Origin of the sequence: Streptomyces sp. adm13(2018) (assembly GCF_008042145.1) — a bacterium.
GTDB lineage: Bacteria > Actinomycetota > Actinomycetes > Streptomycetales > Streptomycetaceae > Streptomyces.
The window spans coordinates 1,095,775-1,110,965 of the sequence record NZ_RDBH01000141.1 but is presented as its reverse complement, the minus strand read 5'-3'; the positions used below and the strand labels follow the sequence as shown (position 1 = coordinate 1,110,965).

Genomic DNA, 15,191 nt, shown 5'->3' with positions numbered 1-15,191 from the left:
CCCCCAGGAAAGCCCGAGGAGCCCCCCGTGGAGACCCTGGCCATCGCCCTGCTCGCCTTCTTCGCGACGGGTTGGTCCGTCCTCGCCGGGGCGGACCTCGGCACCGGGATGCTCATGCCCTGGCTCGGCCGGAGCGACCGCGAGCGGCGGCTCGTCCTGGCCTCGTTCGCCCCGTTCTTCCTGGGCAACGAGGTCTGGCTCGTGGCGACCGCCGGCGTCCTCGTCGGCTGCTTCCCCGCCCTCGAAGGCGAACTCCTCAGCGGTCAGTACCCGGTGGTCGTCGCCCTGCTGGCCGGCTGGATCCTCCGGGACGCGGGCCTCTGGTCCCGCGGCCGCGGGCCCGGCCCCCGCTGGCGCGCGGCCTGCGACGCCGCCGTGGCCTGCGGGAGCTGGGGTGTCGCGCTGTCCTGGGGATGGCTGCTCGCCGCTCTGCTCACCGGCCGGCCGGACGCGCCGGCGACCGGCGCCACGGCCCTCCTGACCGCGCTCGCGGTGGCCACGGTGTGCGCGGCGCACGGGCTCGGTTTCGCGACGCTCCGCCTCACGGGACTGCCGTACGAGCGCGCCCGCAGGCTCGTCGGGCGCTCCGGGCGCCCCTGGCAGCCCTTCGCCCTGACCGCGGTCCTGATGGGCGGGCTGACGCTCTGGGCGGGCACGGCGCTGCCGCTGGACGAGCGGGCGGCGGCACCCGGCACGCTCGGTCTGCTCGTGCCCGCGCTGCTGGTCGTCACGCCGCTGCTGGTGGCCGGGTCACCGGACCGTCGTACCTCTGAGAGGGACGCGGCCGCCTCAGGAATCCCCGGGCCGGTCCTCCCCGTGCCCGGTCTCCTTCTTGTGGTGCAGGGCCTTCTGCAGGCGCGCGACCACGGCCTCCCCGTACCGCCGGTGCCCGTGCACGCGCGGGTCGTCGGTCACGTCGTACCGCTTCACGTAGGCGCCGAGGAAGGCCTGGAGCGTGGCGACGGCCGGGATGGCGATGAGGGCGCCGACGGCGCCGAGCAGCGCCGTGCCCGCGATGACCGAGCCGAAGGCCACCGCCGGGTGGATGTCCACCGTCTTCGACGTGAGCTTCGGCTGGAGCATGTAGTTCTCGAACTGCTGGTAGACGACCACGAAGCCGAGCACCCACAGCGCGTACCAGGGGTTCACGGTGAAGGCGATCAGCATCGGCAGCGCACCGGCCAGATAGGTGCCGATGGTCGGGATGAACTGGGAGACCAGGCCGACCCAGACCGCGAGCGCGGGCGCGTACGGCACGTCGAGGATCTCGAAGAGCACGAAGTGCGCGATGCCGGAGATCAGGGCCATGAGCCCGCGCGAGTAGAGGTAGCCGCCGGTCTTGTCGACCGCGATCTCCCAGGCCCGCAGCACCTCCGCCTGGCGGGCGGGCGGCAGGACCGAGCAGAGGGCGCGGCGCAGCCGGGGTCCGTCGGCCGCGAAGTAGAACGAGAACAGGAAGATCGTCAGGAGCCGGAACAGGCCGCCGAGGACGGTGGCGGAGATGTCGAGAACGCCCGACGCGCTGTTCTGGACGTACCTCTGGAGCCAGTCCGAGCTCAGGAGGCTGTCCTGGACCTCGACCCGCGACAGGTCGGTGTGGAAGCTCTGGTTGATCCACTTGATGAGCGAGTCGAGGTACTGGGGGAAGTTCTCGACCATGTCCACGATCTGGCCGGCGAGCATCGACCCCAGGAGGACCACGAACCCGACGCCGAAGATCAGGACCGCGAAGAAGACGAGGAAGGTGGCGAGTCCCCGGCGCATCCCGCGGGCCGCCATCCGCCCCACCGCAGGTTCGATGGCGAGGGCGAGGAAGAAGGCCAGCAGGATGTTGACGAGGAGGCCGACGAGCTGGTGGAAGGCCCAGCTGCCGAGGAGGAAGACGGAGTAGAGCGCGAGGGCCAGGACGAGCGCGCGCGGCAGCCACCGCGGCATCCGCGCCGCCTGGGCGATGGACACGGGCGCCGCGCCGCCGTCACCTCTGCCGGCCGAGGCCGTGGACGCGGCGGGACCGGCGGGATCGGCGGGATCGGCGGAACCGGTCGAGGCGACGGCCCCGGCCGAACTCGTAGGTCCGGCCGAGCCCGTAGGCCCGGCCGGGCCGCTCGCCGCGTCCGGCCCGGTCCCGCGGGTCGAGCCCTTCGGTGCGTTCAGGTCAGTGCCGTCGGTCCCATCGATGCCATCGGAGCCGTCTGTGCCGTCGGTGTCGTCAGTCGGAGGAGCCACCCCGTCAGTCTCGCGTACGGCACGGACATTCCACCCCGGACCCCCCGCGTCCGCTCCGGCGACCGGTCAGCGTTTGTCCGCGGGGATGTCGACGGCCGTGCAGACGGCCCGCCACACGTCCTTCGTCTCCCAGCCGGAGTCCAGCGCCTCGTGCACCGTACGGCCGCCCAGTTCGGCCATCACGTGGTCCCGCGCGAAGGACTCGGCGTAGGACGCACCGAAGTGCTCCGCCATCCGTTCCCAGAAAATCGTCAACCGCATGACCCCAGTATCACGCTCCCAAGAGTGCAGCCCGCCCCGTAGCCCTTGTCACCGCGACGTTCCGCCCTACGGTCGGAGCATGGCCGAAAAACCACTCTCGCCCCCGCCCGCGACACCCCTGGCCCGTGCCGAGCACTTCGTCTGGCTGACGGCCCGCGTCCTGGAACAGCGCCGCTTCGCCTACCACTTCCTGCGCGGTGGCGCGGATCAGGTGGAGACCGCTCTCTCGGCGTACCTCAACGAGGACGGCGGCTACGGCCACGCCCTCGAACCCGATCTCCGCGGGCCGGTCAGCCAGCCCCTGCACACCGCGCACGCGCTGCGCGTGCTGGACTCCATCGGCCGCTGCGGCGGGCTGCGCGTGGAGCGGATCTGCCGCTACCTCACGGACGTGTCGACCCACGAGGGCGCGCTCCCGGCGATCCACCCGTCGCAGCGCCCCTACCCGTCCGCGCCGTTCGTCCCGGTCGTCGACGCCCCGCCGAGCGCCCTGCTCACCACCGGCCCGGTGGTCGGGGTGCTGCACCGCAACCAGGTGTGGCACGCGTGGCTGTTCCGGGCGACCGAGTTCTGCTGGTCGGCGGTGGAGTCCCTGGAGAAGACCCATCCGTACGAGGTGCAGGCGGCCGTCGCCTTCCTCGACGGGGCCCCGGACCGCGCGCGTGCGGAGGCGGCCGCGGACCGGCTCGGCCGGCTGGTCCGGGACCAGCGGCTCGCCGTCCTGGACCCGGACCGGGAGGAGGAGTACCCGGTGGCGGACGGCTACGCGCCGGGCGAGGTGCACTTCCCGCACGACTACGCGCGCGTGCCGGACTCGCTGGCGACCCGCTGGTTCACCGAGGAGGAGATGACCCGCTCGCTCGACCGGCTCGCGGCGGACCAGCGGGAGGACGGGGGCTGGCCGATCCGCTGGCGCACCTGGGCCCCCGGTACGGACCTGGAGTGCCGCCCCATGGTCACGGTCGACGCCCTCCGCACGCTCCGCGCCCACGGCCGCCCGATCGACTGAGGGCGAGGGGCCGGGACGGGCCCCGCCGGTCACCAGCCGAGCGCCCGCACCCCCGCGGTGACGGCGACGGCCGCGCCCACGACGACCAGGAACGGCGCCCGCAGGACGAGGGCGACGGCCGCCGCGGCGAGGCCCGCGGCGCGGGCGTCCAGGACGACGGCACCACCCGTGCCGAAGGTCTGCTGCGCGGTCAGCGCGGCGAGCAGCGCCACCGGGAGCAGGGCGGCGAGGCGCTGGACGAGGGGCCGCTCCAGCGCGCCGGCGGGGACGAGCAGGCCGACCAGCTTCACCAGGTAGCACCCGGCGGCGGTCAGGGCGATCGCGATCCACACGTTCATCGGGAGTCCTTCTCTCGTCCGGCGGGCGCGGTCCGGCGGCCCCGGAACCAGAGCACCAGGGGCGCGGCGAGGGCCGCCGCGAGGACCGGGACGCCTGCCGGGAGGACGGGCAGCAGCCCGAGGCCGACCAGGACGGCGATCCCGGCCGTGGCCCGCTCGGTCGCGGACTTCAGCATGGGGGCGAGCAGGGCGAGGAAGACCGCGGGTCCCGCCGCGTCGAGCCCCCAGGCCGCGGTGTCGCCGATGGCCTCGGCGCCGAGCGCCCCGAGCAGGGTGGTGACGTTCCACAGGACGTACAGCGTGAGTCCGGTGGCGGTGAAGCCGATGCGGGCGGCCCGGCGGGTCGGCTGGGCGAGGGAGACGGCGGCGGTCTCGTCGATCACCCAGTGCGCGGCGAACGGCCGTACGGCCTTCGGCAGGGCGAGGAGCTGGGAGAGCCGTAGCCCGTAGAAGGCGTTCCGGGTGCCGAGGAAGAAGGCCCCGGCGGCGGCCGTGAAGGGGTTGCCGCCTGCCGCCAGGGCTCCGACCAGGGCGAACTGCGAGGCGCCGGTGAAGACGAGCAGGCTGAGGACGCAGGTCTGAAGGACGCTGAGGCCGGCGCCTGCGGAGGTCACGCCGAAGGCGAAGCCGGAGAGCCCGACGGCGACGCCGACCCCGAGCGCGTCGCGGACGACCGCGACGTCGGGTTTGGCCGGTGCGCCGTCGCGTATGACGGGAGGTGCTGTCTGTTCTGCCACGTCGGGGACGCTACGGGAGTCGCGGTGGCCCGGTCTTGTACGTTCTTGCGCGCTGGTAGGCGCCCGGCGGAACGCCGACGCTGCGGGTGAAGTGCCGGTTGAGGTGCGACTGGTCGGTGAAGCCGACGGCCGCGGCCGCCTCCGCCGGCGGCGTCCCCGTGTCGAGCAGCTGCCGGGCCCGGCGCACGCGCGCGTCGGTCAGCCAGGTGTGCGGCGGCATGCCGTACGTGTCCCGGAAGGCGCGCAGCAGGGCGAAGGGGCTGGTGTCGAGGTCCGTGGCGAGCCGCTCCAGGGTGGGCGGCGCGATCATGTGGTCCTGCAGGACGGCACGCGCGCGTGCCGCGTTCCGGGCCCCGGCCGAGCGCGGCGGGAGCGGGCTGACGATCCCGCCGTGGCTGCGCAGCATCCGGGCGGTGACGAGCCGGAGCAGGCTGTCGGCGGCGAGCGCGTTGCCCTCCTCGGCGGCCCGGTGGACGCCGATGACGAGCCGGGCCGCCTCCGGGTCGTCCACGACGGGCGTGGTGAATCCGACCGAGCCGCGCAGAGCGAGGGTGTCGGCGGCGATGGACCGCACGATCCCGGCGTCGGGGTAGATCGTCCGGTAGGTCCAGCCCTCGGGCACGCCCGCGTGCCCGGTGTGCGGGGTGTCGGGGTTCACCAGGGCGATCTGGCCGGGACCCGCGTGGACGAGGTCGTCGCGGTAGTGGAAGGCCTCGACGCCCTCGGTGATCGCGGCGAAGACGAAGCTCTCGTGGGTGTGCCGGGCGAAGGCCTTCCGGATGTAGTGGGCGTGCAGCAGGTCGACCCCGGGCAGCTCGGAGTACTGCCAGTACCGTGCCCGCTCCCCACTCGCCATGCCTCCATTCTGCGCCAGCGCCGGAACCGTCGCCGGGCCGCACGGGAAAACGCGGGCCCGGATATCCCCAGGTCCGGGCGGTTGTCAGTGCCGGGGTGCACGATGGGGGGCATGGTCAGGTCCGCGCTCGACTCGTTCTCCCCCGCGACCCGCGGCTGGTTCGGCGGGGCCTTCACGGCGCCCACGGCGGCGCAGGAGGGCGCCTGGAGGGCCATCGGGGCGGGCTCCGACGTGCTCGTGGTCGCTCCGACGGGCTCGGGCAAGACCCTGGCCGCCTTCCTCGCCGCCCTGGACCGTCTCGCCTCCGCGCCGCCGCCGGCCGAGCCGAAGAAGCGCTGCCGCGTGCTGTACGTGTCGCCGCTCAAGGCCCTCGCCGTGGACGTCGAGCGGAACCTGCGCTCGCCGCTGACCGGGATCCGGCAGGAGTCGGTCCGGCTCGGGCTGACCGAGCCGGACATCCGGGTCGGGATCCGCTCCGGCGACACCCCGCCGGCCGAGCGCCGCGCCCTCGCGACCCGGCCGCCGGACATCCTGATCACCACGCCCGAGTCGCTGTTCCTGATGCTGACCTCCGCCGCCCGGGACGCCCTCACGGGCGTGGAGACGGTCATCCTCGACGAGGTCCACGCGGTCGCGGGCACGAAGCGGGGCGCGCACCTGGCGCTCTCCCTGGAGCGGCTCGACGAACTGCTGCCCCGGCCCGCGCGCAGGATCGGACTGTCGGCCACGGTCCGCCCGGTGGACGAGGTGGCCCGGTACCTGTCGCCGGGCCGCGCCGTGGAGATCGTGCAGCCGCCCTCGGGCAAGGAGTTCGACCTCTCCGTCGTCGTCCCCGTCGAGGACATGGGCGAGCTGGGGGGCTCGCCCGCGTCCGAGGGCAAGGACGGCGGTGACAGGCCGTCGATCTGGCCGCAGGTCGAGGAGCGGATCGCCGACCTCGTCCAGTCCCACCGGTCCACCATCGTCTTCGCCAACTCCCGCCGTCTCGCGGAGCGCCTGTGCAACCGGCTCAACGAGATCGCGTACGAGCGGGAGACCGGCGAGCCGCTCCCCGAAGGGGCGCCCCCCGCCGAGGTCATGGCCCAGTCCGGGGCGGCCGGCGGCGCCCCGCCGCTGCTCGCCCGGGCCCACCACGGCTCGGTGTCGAAGGAGCAGCGGTCCCAGGTGGAGGAGGACCTGAAGGCCGGCCGGCTGCCCGCCGTGGTGGCCACGTCCAGCCTGGAGCTGGGCATCGACATGGGCGCGGTCGACCTGGTGGTGCAGGTCGAGTCGCCGCCCTCGGTGGCCTCCGGGCTCCAGCGCGTGGGCCGGGCAGGCCACCAGGTCGGCGCGGTGTCGACGGGCGTGGTGTTCCCCAAGTACCGGGGCGACCTGGTGCAGGCCGCCGTGGTCACCGAGCGGATGCGTTCGGGCGCGATCGAGTCGATGCGCATCCCCGCCAACCCGCTGGACGTCCTCGCCCAGCAGCTGGTGGCCCTCGTGGCGCTCGACACCTGGCAGGTGGACGACCTGCTCGCGCTGGTGCGCCGGGCGGCGCCGTTCTCCTCGCTGCCCGAGTCGGCGTTCACCGGCGTGCTCGACATGCTCGCCGGCCGCTACCCGTCGGACGCCTTCGCCGAGCTGCGCCCGCGCGTGGTCTGGGACCGGGTCGCGGGCACGGTCACGGGCCGGCCGGGGGCGCAGCGGCTCGCCGTCACCTCCGGCGGCACGATCCCCGACCGGGGCCTCTTCGGCGTGTTCCTCGTCGGCTCGGACCCCAAGAAGGGCGGGGGCAGGGTCGGGGAGCTCGACGAGGAGATGGTGTACGAGTCCCGGGTCGGCGACGTGTTCACCCTCGGCACCACCTCGTGGCGGATCCAGGACATCACCCGGGACCGGGTGCTCGTCACCCCGGCGCCCGGCGTGCCGGGCAGGCTGCCGTTCTGGAAGGGCGACCAGCTGGGCCGCCCGCTCGAACTGGGCCGGGCGGTCGGCGCGTTCCTCCGCGAGGTCGGCGCGCTCTCCGACGAGGACGCGCGGCTGCGGCTGCTCACCGCCGGCCTGGACGCCTGGGCCGCGGAGAACGTCGTGGCCTACCTCAAGGAGCAGCGCGAGGCCTGCGGCCACGTGCCCGACGACCGGACGATCCTGGTCGAGCGCTTCCGGGACGAGCTCGGGGACTGGCGGGTCGTCATCCACTCCCCGTTCGGCGCCCAGGTGCACGCCCCGTGGGCGCTGGCGCTCGGCGCCCGGCTCGCCGAGCGGTACGGCATGGACGCGCAGGTGATGCACGCGGACGACGGCATCGTGCTGCGCCTGCCGGACGCGGACCTGATGGGCCTGGACATGGGCCTGGACCTCCTCGACCACGAACCGGTCGACCCCGGACGGCACCTCGACACGACCTTCGACGCCGACAAGGCACCGGTCGGCGCGGCCGACGCCCTCTTCGACAAGGGCGAGATCGGCCAGATCGTCACCGACCAGGTGGGCGGCTCGGCGCTGTTCGCGTCCCGCTTCCGCGAGTGCGCCGCGCGCGCCCTGCTGCTGCCCAAGCGCAACCCCGGCAAGCGCACCCCGCTCTGGCAGCAGCGGCAGCGCGCCGCCCAGCTCCTCCAGGTGGCCAGCGAGTTCGGCTCCTTCCCGATCGTCCTGGAGGCCGTCCGCGAATGCCTCCAGGACGTCTTCGACCTACCCGGTCTGACGGAGCTGATGGGCGACATCGAGGCCCGCCGGGTCCGCCTGGTCGAGGTCACCACACCCGAGCCGTCCCCCTTCGCCCGCTCGCTCCTCTTCGGCTACGTGGCGCAGTTCCTGTACGAGGGCGACTCGCCGCTCGCCGAGCGGCGGGCGGCCGCGCTCTCCCTGGACTCCCGGCTGCTCGCCGAGCTGCTCGGCCAGGCGGAGCTGCGCGAGCTCCTGGACGCCGACGTCCTGACGGAGCTGGAGCAGGAGCTCCAGTGGCTGACGGACGACCGCCGCGTCAAGGACGCCGAGGGGGTCGCCGACCTCCTGCGGGTCCTGGGACCGCTGACCGACGACGAACTGGCCGAGCGCGGCGCCGAGACCGACTGGGCGCCCGGGCTCGGGACCGCCCGCCGGGCGATCCGGGTGCGGATCGGGGGCCGGGAGCACTGGGCGGCCGTCGAGGACGCGGGCAGGCTCCGCGACGCCCTGGGCACCGCCCTGCCCGTCGGCGTACCGGAGGCCTTCACCGAACCGGTCAAGGACCCGCTGGGCGACCTCCTCGCCCGGTACGCGCGGACGCACGGCCCGTTCACCTCCTCCCGGGCCGCCACCCGCTTCGGCCTGGGCGCGGCCGTCACCGACGGCGCCCTCCAGCGGCTCGCCGCCTCGGGCCGCGTCGTCCAGGGCGAGTTCCACCCCTCCGGCATCGGCCAGGAGTGGTGCGACGCCACCGTCCTGCGCCGGCTGCGCCGCCGCTCCCTCGCCGCGCTCCGCCACGAGCTGGAGCCGGTGCCGCCGGCGGCGCTCGCCACCTTCCTGCCGCAGTGGCAGCACCTGGGGAGCAACAGCCTGCGCGGCATCGACGGCCTCGCCCGCGCGATCGAGCAGCTCCAGGGCGCGCCCGTGCCCGCGTCGGCGCTGGAGAAGCTGATCCTGCCGTCCCGGGTCCGCGACTACTCCCCGGCGCTCCTCGACGAACTGACGACCACCGGCGAGGTGGTCTGGGCGGGGGCCGGGGCGCTGCCCGGCAAGGACGGCTGGGTCTCGCTCTACCTGGCGGACGCGGCCCCGCTGCTCCTCCCGCAGCCCCACCCGCTGGAGCTGTCCGCCCTGCACGAGTCGGTGCTCACCACCCTCTCCGGCGGGTACGGCCTGTTCTTCCGGCAGATCGCCGACCAGATCCGGGCCACCACCCACCCGGACGCCACCGATCCGCAGCTGGCGGACGCCCTGTGGGACCTGGCCTGGTCCGGCCGGCTGACCAACGACACCCTGGCCCCGCTGCGCTCGCTCCTCGGCTCGGGCCGTACGGCCGGGTCCACCGCCCATCGCGCGCGCCGCACGGTCCCGCGCGGCCGGTTCGGGTCGCTGTCCGCGGCCGCCCGTCCGACGACCCGCACCGGCCCGCCCACGGTCTCCGGCCGCTGGTCCCTGCTCCCCCCGCCGGAGCCGGAGCCCACCCATCGGGCGCACGCCCTCGCCCGCACGCTCCTCGACCGGCACGGGGTGGTCACCCGGGGCGCGGTGGCGGCCGAGGGGGTGGAGGGCGGCTTCTCCGCCACCTACCGGATCCTGGCGGCCTTCGAGGACAGCGGGCAGGCCCGGCGGGGCTATGTGGTCGAGGGCCTCGGCGCGGCCCAGTTCGCGATGGACGGGGCGGTGGACCGGCTCCGGGCCGCCGCGACGGCCAGGGACCGCGGCGCGGAGGCCGCGGCGGGCCCGCGCGCGCTGGTCCTTGCGGCGGCGGACCCGGCGAACGCCTACGGGGCGGCCCTGTCCTGGCCCGAGCCCCCGACGGGCGCGGGCCACAAGCCCGGGCGCAAGGCAGGCGCGCTGGTGGTCCTGGTCGACGGCGAGCTGGCGCTCTACATGGAGCGGGGCGGCAAGACCCTCCTGTCCTGGCGTACGGAGCCGGACGACCCGGCGCTGAAGGCCGCCGCGGAGGCCCTGGCGGCGGCCGCGAAGTCGGGCACCCTGGGCACGGTCACGGTGGAGCGCGTCAACGGCGCGACGTCCCTGACGTCCCCGCTGGCCGGCCCCCTGGAGAAGGCGGGCTTCGTCGCCACCCCGAGAGGCCTCCGCCTCCGCGCCTGAACGACCACGGCCGCACGGGCCGCGAGATGTCTGTGTGGGAGGACCGGTCCCGCGAAGGGCGGCGCCCCCGCACAGGACGCCGCCCACCCGGCATCATGGAGGAATGCCCGAAGGAGACACCATCTGGCAGGCCGCCCGCCGCCTCCACACCGCGCTGGCGGGCCGGCGGCTGACGCGCGCGGACCTCCGGGTCCCCCGCTTCGCGACCGCCGACCTGACCGACCGCACGCTCCTCGACGTCACCTCCCGGGGCAAGCACCTGCTCACCCGCATCGAGGGGGGCCTCACCCTCCACTCCCATCTGCGGATGGACGGCGCCTGGCGCGTGTACGCCACCGGGGAGCGCCCGCGCGGCGGCCCCGACCACCAGATCCGCGCGATCCTCGGGAACACCGAGCAGACCGCGTACGGCTACCGCCTGCCGGTCCTGGAGCTGATCCGCACCGCGGACGAGCCGGACGTGGTGGGCCATCTGGGGCCGGACCTGCTCGGACCCGACTGGGGCGCCCCGGCCGCCGAGGAGGCGACCCGGCGGCTGACGGCGGACCCCGCCCGCACGCTCGGCGAGGCGCTGCTGGACCAGCGGAACCTGGCCGGGATCGGCAACGTGTACAAGTCGGAGCTGGCCTTCCTGGCCGGGGTGACCCCCTGGCTCCCCGTCGGCGACCTCGCCGCCGACGTCCCGGCCCGGCTGGTGGCGACGGCCCACCGCCTCCTGGAGGCGAACAAGGACCACCCCGACCGCCGTACCACCACCCGCCGCCCGGGCACCCGCCTGCACGTCTACGGCCGCGGCGGTCACTCCTGCCTCCGCTGCGGAACCCCGATCCGCAAGGCGGAACTCGGCGACCGGGTCACGTACTGGTGTCCCGGCTGCCAGCGGGGTCCGTCCAACGAGACCCCTCCCAACAATTGACGACCCGTCAGATCCGGTCGTACGGTCCGACCATGACGGACACGGCGCACACCCCGCACCCGCCGCACGCACCCGGGGAGACGAGAGCGACCGGACCGACCCGCACCGCCACCGGACCGACCGGCGAAACCACCGCGGCGGTCGACGCGAGGACCGGCCCACCCCGCCTCCTCGCCTACGACCTCACCGGCCGCACCGCCTTCGTCACCGGCGCCGCGAGCGGCATCGGCCGCGCCACCGCCGTCCTCCTCGCCCAGGCGGGCGCCACCGTGCACGCCGCGGACCGCGACGAGCCCGGCCTCCGGAAGACCGTCTCGCTGGTCTCCCGCGAGGGCGGTACCGCCCACTCCCACCCCCTGGACGTCACCGACCGTGCCGCGCTCGCCGCCGCCGTCCGCGCGGCGGGCCCCCTCCACGTGATGGCCGCCGTCGCGGGGATCATGCACACGAGCTCGGTCCTGGAGACCCGCGAGGAGGATCTGGACCGGGTGCTCGCGGTCAACTTCAAGGGCGTGCTCTACGCCTGCCAGGAGGCGGCCGGCTCGATGATCGCGGCGGGCGTCCCGGGGTCGATCGTCACGATGGCCTCGGGCGCGATGGACACCGCGAGCCCGGGCCTGCTCTGCTACAGCGTCACCAAGGCGGCCGTGGTGCAGCTCACGAAGACGCTGGCGACGGAGGCGGGCCGGCACGGCATCCGGGTCAACGCGGTCGCCCCGGGCTGGATCCGCACCCCGATGACGGACCGGCACGAGCCGGCCGCGCAGGAACAGGCGGAGGCGGCGATGATCCGCCACTCACCGCTGGGCCGGGTCGGGGAGGCCCAGGACATCGCGCACGCCGTCCTGCACCTCGCCTCCGACGCCTCGGCCTTCACGACAGGCCAGATCCTGCGCCCCAACGGCGGCGTCGCGATGCCCTGGTGATCCGCCGGGCCAGCACCCCCGGCCGCCCCGACGACGCGGCCACGTGCACCGGCAGCAGGCTCAGCCCCCAGCCTCCGGCGGCCACCGCCCCCTCGACCGTGCCGGCCTCCGCGGGCATCAGGAGCAGGCGCAGCACCGCCCACCACCAGAGCCCCCCGGCCACCAGCCCGATCGCGACCAGCGCGAGCGTGGCCGGAGGCATCCGTCGCCGTACCATGGCCGCCTCCTGCCGTCGACGCTAGACCGGCAGGATCACCCTGCGGGAGGGCGCACCGGGGGCAGACCCGGCGCACTGGGCCGAGTCGTGCGTTCCCCCCACCATGCACGAGGCACCGGAACCCGGCATCTCAGACAAGAGCCGCAGGCCTCCCCGAGCGGCAAGGCCCCGACCCGGCGGCAAGTCCCCACCACGCGGAAAGCCCCGGCCTGCACCCATGGGGCACCGACCGGGGCTGAACCCGTATCGCTTCGAACGGCGACGACTAGGCGGCGACCACGTCGACCGCTTCCGCGGGCGCCTTGATGGTCACCCGCTCGGTGGGCACGCGGCCCACCGACGTCACCGACACCGAATTGAGCATCGGGCGTACCGGCGTCGGCACCGGTGCGCTCGCCGCTGCCGACGCGGCCAGTTCGGCCAGTGACAGCTCGTCGCTCACTTCACGCATGAGCTCGGACATCCGTACGTCCAGCGCGTCGCAGATCGCGGAGAGCAGTTCGGAGGAAGCCTCCTTCTGCCCCCGCTCCACCTCGGAGAGATAGCCGAGCGAGACTCGGGCGGACGAGGAGACTTCGCGCAGAGTACGGCCTTGGCGCTGGCGCTGCCGACGCAGCACGTCACCCAACAGGCGACGGAGCAGAATCATCGGTGGCTCCCTCCTCGGACCGCGTAGCCGCATCCTTCACGCCCCACCGTACCGCCTCGCGCTGCGGCCGTGCGGGGAGCGATGTCGTGTTCACTCAGGGCTGCAAACATCAATTCCCCCCGTTCTGTTCCGTATCCTGTGCCCGCGCATTTCCCGAGAGTTCCTCATGGAGCAGTTCCAGCACGCTCCGTACGCTCTCTCTACGGATTTCCGCACGGTCCCCGTTCAACCTCAACGAGACCACTTTCCCGGCCCGGGCGCCCGTCGTGGCGGGTCCCGCGACCGCCACGTAGACGGTGCCGACCGGCTGCCCGTCCTGCGGATCGGGTCCCGCGACCCCGGTCGTGGAGATCCCCCAGTCGGCGCCGAGCCGGTCCCGCACACCGGCCGCCATCTGCAGTGCGACCTCCGGATCCACCGCTCCGCACTCGGCGAGCAGGCCCGCGTCGACGCCGAGCAGCTGCTGCTTGAGGGCCGTGGCGTAGGCCGTGACCGACCCCCGGAAGGACACCGAGGCCCCGGGGACTCCGGTCAGCTCCGCGGCCACGAGTCCACCCGTGAGCGACTCCGCCGCGGCCAGCGTGTGACCACGCTCCGCGAGCAGCGCCAGCACCCGGGCGGCCTCGGTCATCGCGTCGCCGCCTCCGACACCGTGGCGGCCGCCCGCTCGGCGGCGAGCCCCTGGCGGCGGAGCATGACCGCCTGGCGGACGTAGTCCAGACCGGTGACGACCGTCAGCACGACGGCCAGCGCCATCACCCAGAAGCGGAGGGTGGCGAGCGGGCCGGTGAGCATCAGCACGTACATGCCGACCGCCGTGCCCTGGGCGAGCGTCTTCATCTTGCCGCCGCGGCTGGCGGGGATGACCCCGTGGCGGATCACCCAGAACCGCATGAGGGTGATCCCCAGCTCACGGGCGAGGATCACGCCCGTGACCCACCAGGGCAGGTCGCCGAGCAGGGACAGCGAGACCAGTCCCGCCGCCATGATCGCCTTGTCGGCGATCGGGTCGGCGATCTTCCCGAAGTCCGTGACCAGGTTGTACGCGCGGGCGAGGTGCCCGTCGAAGACGTCCGTGATCATGGCGACGGCGAAGGCGGCCCAGGCCCAGGCCCGCCAGGCGGGGTCGTGACCGCCGTCCTGGAAGAGCAGCAGCACGAAGGCCGGCACGAGCACGAGCCGGATCATGGTCAGGATGTTGGCGATGTTCCACAGACTGGCCTGGTTGACGGCCGCCGTGCCCAGCTTGCCGCGGGGCGCCGGCCTACCGGTCCCGCCCGTCGCGGATGCCGGGACTCCGGTCATCTGGCTGCCTCCTCGAAAAGACACTCGGCCACCAGGTCGACGCCCTCCGTGCCGACGACCTTCGCCACGACCATACGGCCCGGAGTGACGTCCGGGCTCGTTCCGGCGGCCGTGGTGAGGACCACCTGCCCGTCGGTCTCGGGCGCCTGGTGCGCGGCGCGGCCGATGACGCCGTCCTCGTCGTCCACGGACTCGACCAGTACCTCCAGGGTCTCCCCGATCCGCTCCTCCGCGCGCTGCGCGGTGAGCTCCTCGGCGAGCCGGGAGAGGTGGGCGAGGCGCGCGTCGACGACGTCCTGGTCGAGCTTGCCCTCGTAGGAGGCGGCCTCGGTGCCGTCCTCGTCGGAGTAGCCGAAGACACCGATGGCGTCGAGCCGCGCGTGGGTGACGAAGCGTTCCAGCTCGGCGAAGTCGGCCTCGGTCTCGCCGGGGAAGCCGACGATGAAGTTGGAGCGGGCACCCGCGGTGGGGGCCTTGGACCGGATGGTCTCCAGAAGCTCCAGGAAGCGGTCGGTGTCGCCGAAGCGGCGCATGGCTCGCAGCACGTCGGGGGCGCTGTGCTGGAACGACAGGTCGAAGTACGGGACGACCTTGTCGGTCGACGTGAGGACGTCGATCAGACCGGGGCGCATCTCGGCGGGCTGGAGGTAGCTGACGCGGACGCGCTCGATGCCGTCGACGGCGGCGAGCTCGGGGAGCAGGCTCTCCAGGAGCCGGATGTCGCCGAGGTCCTTGCCGTACGAGGTGTTGTTCTCGGAGACCAGCATGACCTCCTTCACCCCCTGCTCGGCGAGCCAGCGCGTCTCGTTCAGCACGTCCGAGGGACGGCGCGAGACGAACGAGCCGCGGAAGGAGGGGATGGCGCAGAAGGAGCAGCGGCGGTCGCAGCCGGAGGCGAGCTTCACGGAGGCGACGGGGCTGGTGTCCAGGCGCCGGCGGAGCGGGGCGCGCGGCCCGGAGGCGGGCGCCCCGCTCCGCCGGCGCCTGGAC

Annotated in this window: 14 protein-coding genes and 1 pseudogene; 5 read left to right on the top strand and 10 right to left on the bottom strand. The window is 74.2% G+C overall.

Features of this window, described 5'->3' with window-relative positions:
* Window positions 1-27: 27 nt before the first annotated feature.
* A pseudogene (locus tag EAO70_RS33195) lies at window positions 28-681 on the top strand (cytochrome d ubiquinol oxidase subunit II); the annotation flags it as partial.
* 108 nt (window positions 682-789) lie between these two features.
* Here EAO70_RS33195 and EAO70_RS33190 read toward each other — a convergent pair.
* Window positions 790-1,935, bottom strand: a complete 1,146-nt coding sequence (locus tag EAO70_RS33190; RefSeq protein WP_148006656.1) for an AI-2E family transporter — start codon at window positions 1,933-1,935, stop codon at window positions 790-792.
* Between the two features lie 357 nt (window positions 1,936-2,292).
* Window positions 2,293-2,487 (bottom strand): DUF3046 domain-containing protein, encoded by a 195-nt coding sequence (locus EAO70_RS33185; RefSeq protein WP_148006449.1) that lies wholly within the window; start codon window positions 2,485-2,487, stop codon window positions 2,293-2,295.
* Window positions 2,488-2,566: 79 nt separating this feature from the next.
* Here EAO70_RS33185 and EAO70_RS33180 point away from each other — a divergent pair, with 79 nt between their 5' ends.
* Complete coding sequence (locus EAO70_RS33180; protein ID WP_148006448.1) at window positions 2,567-3,496, top strand: hypothetical protein; 930 nt, start codon at window positions 2,567-2,569, stop codon at window positions 3,494-3,496.
* A 29-nt stretch (window positions 3,497-3,525) separates the two neighbouring features.
* Here the strand turns inward: EAO70_RS33180 and EAO70_RS33175 are convergent, their stop codons facing one another.
* From EAO70_RS33175 to EAO70_RS33165, 3 genes are read right to left on the bottom strand one after another with little or no spacing between them, the layout of a single operon-like run.
* Entirely contained in the window at window positions 3,526-3,834 is a 309-nt protein-coding gene (locus tag EAO70_RS33175; protein WP_148006447.1) for an AzlD domain-containing protein, read from the bottom strand.
* Window positions 3,831-4,571 carry an AzlC family ABC transporter permease gene (locus EAO70_RS33170; RefSeq protein ID WP_148006446.1) on the bottom strand — a complete coding sequence of 247 codons (741 nt, stop codon included), beginning with the start codon at window positions 4,569-4,571 and terminating at the stop codon, window positions 3,831-3,833. Before EAO70_RS33170 ends, EAO70_RS33175 begins: the two co-directional genes overlap by 4 nt.
* Before the next feature lie 10 nt (window positions 4,572-4,581).
* The gene (locus EAO70_RS33165) at window positions 4,582-5,427 is read right to left on the bottom strand and encodes an AraC family transcriptional regulator (protein ID WP_148006445.1); all 846 of its coding nucleotides are present in this window, start codon (window positions 5,425-5,427) and stop codon (window positions 4,582-4,584) included.
* 111 nt (window positions 5,428-5,538) lie between these two features.
* Here EAO70_RS33165 and EAO70_RS33160 point away from each other — a divergent pair, with 111 nt between their 5' ends.
* The 3 genes from EAO70_RS33160 (at window position 5,539) to EAO70_RS33150 (ending at window position 12,030) form a co-directional block, all read left to right on the top strand.
* Window positions 5,539-10,188 (top strand): DEAD/DEAH box helicase, encoded by a 4,650-nt coding sequence (locus tag EAO70_RS33160; RefSeq protein ID WP_148006444.1) that lies wholly within the window; start codon window positions 5,539-5,541, stop codon window positions 10,186-10,188.
* Window positions 10,189-10,291: 103 nt separating this feature from the next.
* Window positions 10,292-11,104: a DNA-formamidopyrimidine glycosylase family protein gene (locus EAO70_RS33155; RefSeq protein WP_148006443.1), complete on the top strand. Its 813-nt coding sequence runs from the start codon at window positions 10,292-10,294 to the stop codon at window positions 11,102-11,104.
* 32 nt (window positions 11,105-11,136) lie between these two features.
* Window positions 11,137-12,030, top strand: a complete 894-nt coding sequence (locus EAO70_RS33150; RefSeq protein WP_261993151.1) for an SDR family NAD(P)-dependent oxidoreductase — start codon at window positions 11,137-11,139, stop codon at window positions 12,028-12,030.
* Here EAO70_RS33150 and EAO70_RS33145 read toward each other — a convergent pair.
* The 5 genes from EAO70_RS33145 to EAO70_RS33125 form a co-directional block, all read right to left on the bottom strand.
* Window positions 11,978-12,247 carry a hypothetical protein gene (locus tag EAO70_RS33145; protein WP_187284124.1) on the bottom strand — a complete coding sequence of 90 codons (270 nt, stop codon included), beginning with the start codon at window positions 12,245-12,247 and terminating at the stop codon, window positions 11,978-11,980. The genes EAO70_RS33150 and EAO70_RS33145 overlap by 53 nt on opposite strands.
* A gap of 265 nt (window positions 12,248-12,512) precedes the next feature.
* Complete coding sequence (locus EAO70_RS33140; protein WP_148006442.1) at window positions 12,513-12,896, bottom strand: helix-turn-helix domain-containing protein; 384 nt, start codon at window positions 12,894-12,896, stop codon at window positions 12,513-12,515.
* A gap of 109 nt (window positions 12,897-13,005) precedes the next feature.
* Window positions 13,006-13,527 carry a CinA family protein gene (locus EAO70_RS33135; protein WP_148006441.1) on the bottom strand — a complete coding sequence of 174 codons (522 nt, stop codon included), beginning with the start codon at window positions 13,525-13,527 and terminating at the stop codon, window positions 13,006-13,008.
* Entirely contained in the window at window positions 13,524-14,201 is a 678-nt protein-coding gene (pgsA, locus tag EAO70_RS33130) for a CDP-diacylglycerol--glycerol-3-phosphate 3-phosphatidyltransferase (RefSeq protein ID WP_148006653.1), read from the bottom strand. Before pgsA ends, EAO70_RS33135 begins: the two co-directional genes overlap by 4 nt.
* The coding region (locus EAO70_RS33125; RefSeq protein ID WP_148006654.1) for a MiaB/RimO family radical SAM methylthiotransferase at window positions 14,198-15,191 on the bottom strand (994 nt) is incomplete at its 5' end. The genes EAO70_RS33125 and pgsA, both read right to left, overlap by 4 nt.

Excerpts from the sequence above, each read along its gene's own strand:
- EAO70_RS33190 (WP_148006656.1), bottom strand. The coding sequence starts at position 1,935 with ATGCCGCGGTGGCTGCCGCGCGCGCTCGTCCTGGCCCTCGCGCTCTAC.
- EAO70_RS33185 (WP_148006449.1), bottom strand. The coding sequence starts at position 2,487 with ATGCGGTTGACGATTTTCTGGGAACGGATGGCGGAGCACTTCGGTGCG.
- EAO70_RS33180 (WP_148006448.1), top strand. The coding sequence starts at position 2,567 with ATGGCCGAAAAACCACTCTCGCCCCCGCCCGCGACACCCCTGGCCCGT.
- EAO70_RS33175 (WP_148006447.1), bottom strand. The coding sequence starts at position 3,834 with ATGAACGTGTGGATCGCGATCGCCCTGACCGCCGCCGGGTGCTACCTG.
- EAO70_RS33165 (WP_148006445.1), bottom strand. The coding sequence starts at position 5,427 with ATGGCGAGTGGGGAGCGGGCACGGTACTGGCAGTACTCCGAGCTGCCC.
- EAO70_RS33160 (WP_148006444.1), top strand. The coding sequence starts at position 5,539 with ATGGTCAGGTCCGCGCTCGACTCGTTCTCCCCCGCGACCCGCGGCTGG.
- EAO70_RS33155 (WP_148006443.1), top strand. The coding sequence starts at position 10,292 with ATGCCCGAAGGAGACACCATCTGGCAGGCCGCCCGCCGCCTCCACACC.
- EAO70_RS33150 (WP_261993151.1), top strand. The coding sequence starts at position 11,137 with ATGACGGACACGGCGCACACCCCGCACCCGCCGCACGCACCCGGGGAG.
- EAO70_RS33145 (WP_187284124.1), bottom strand. The coding sequence starts at position 12,247 with ATGGTACGGCGACGGATGCCTCCGGCCACGCTCGCGCTGGTCGCGATC.
- EAO70_RS33140 (WP_148006442.1), bottom strand. The coding sequence starts at position 12,896 with ATGATTCTGCTCCGTCGCCTGTTGGGTGACGTGCTGCGTCGGCAGCGC.
- EAO70_RS33135 (WP_148006441.1), bottom strand. The coding sequence starts at position 13,527 with ATGACCGAGGCCGCCCGGGTGCTGGCGCTGCTCGCGGAGCGTGGTCAC.
- pgsA (WP_148006653.1), bottom strand. The coding sequence starts at position 14,201 with ATGACCGGAGTCCCGGCATCCGCGACGGGCGGGACCGGTAGGCCGGCG.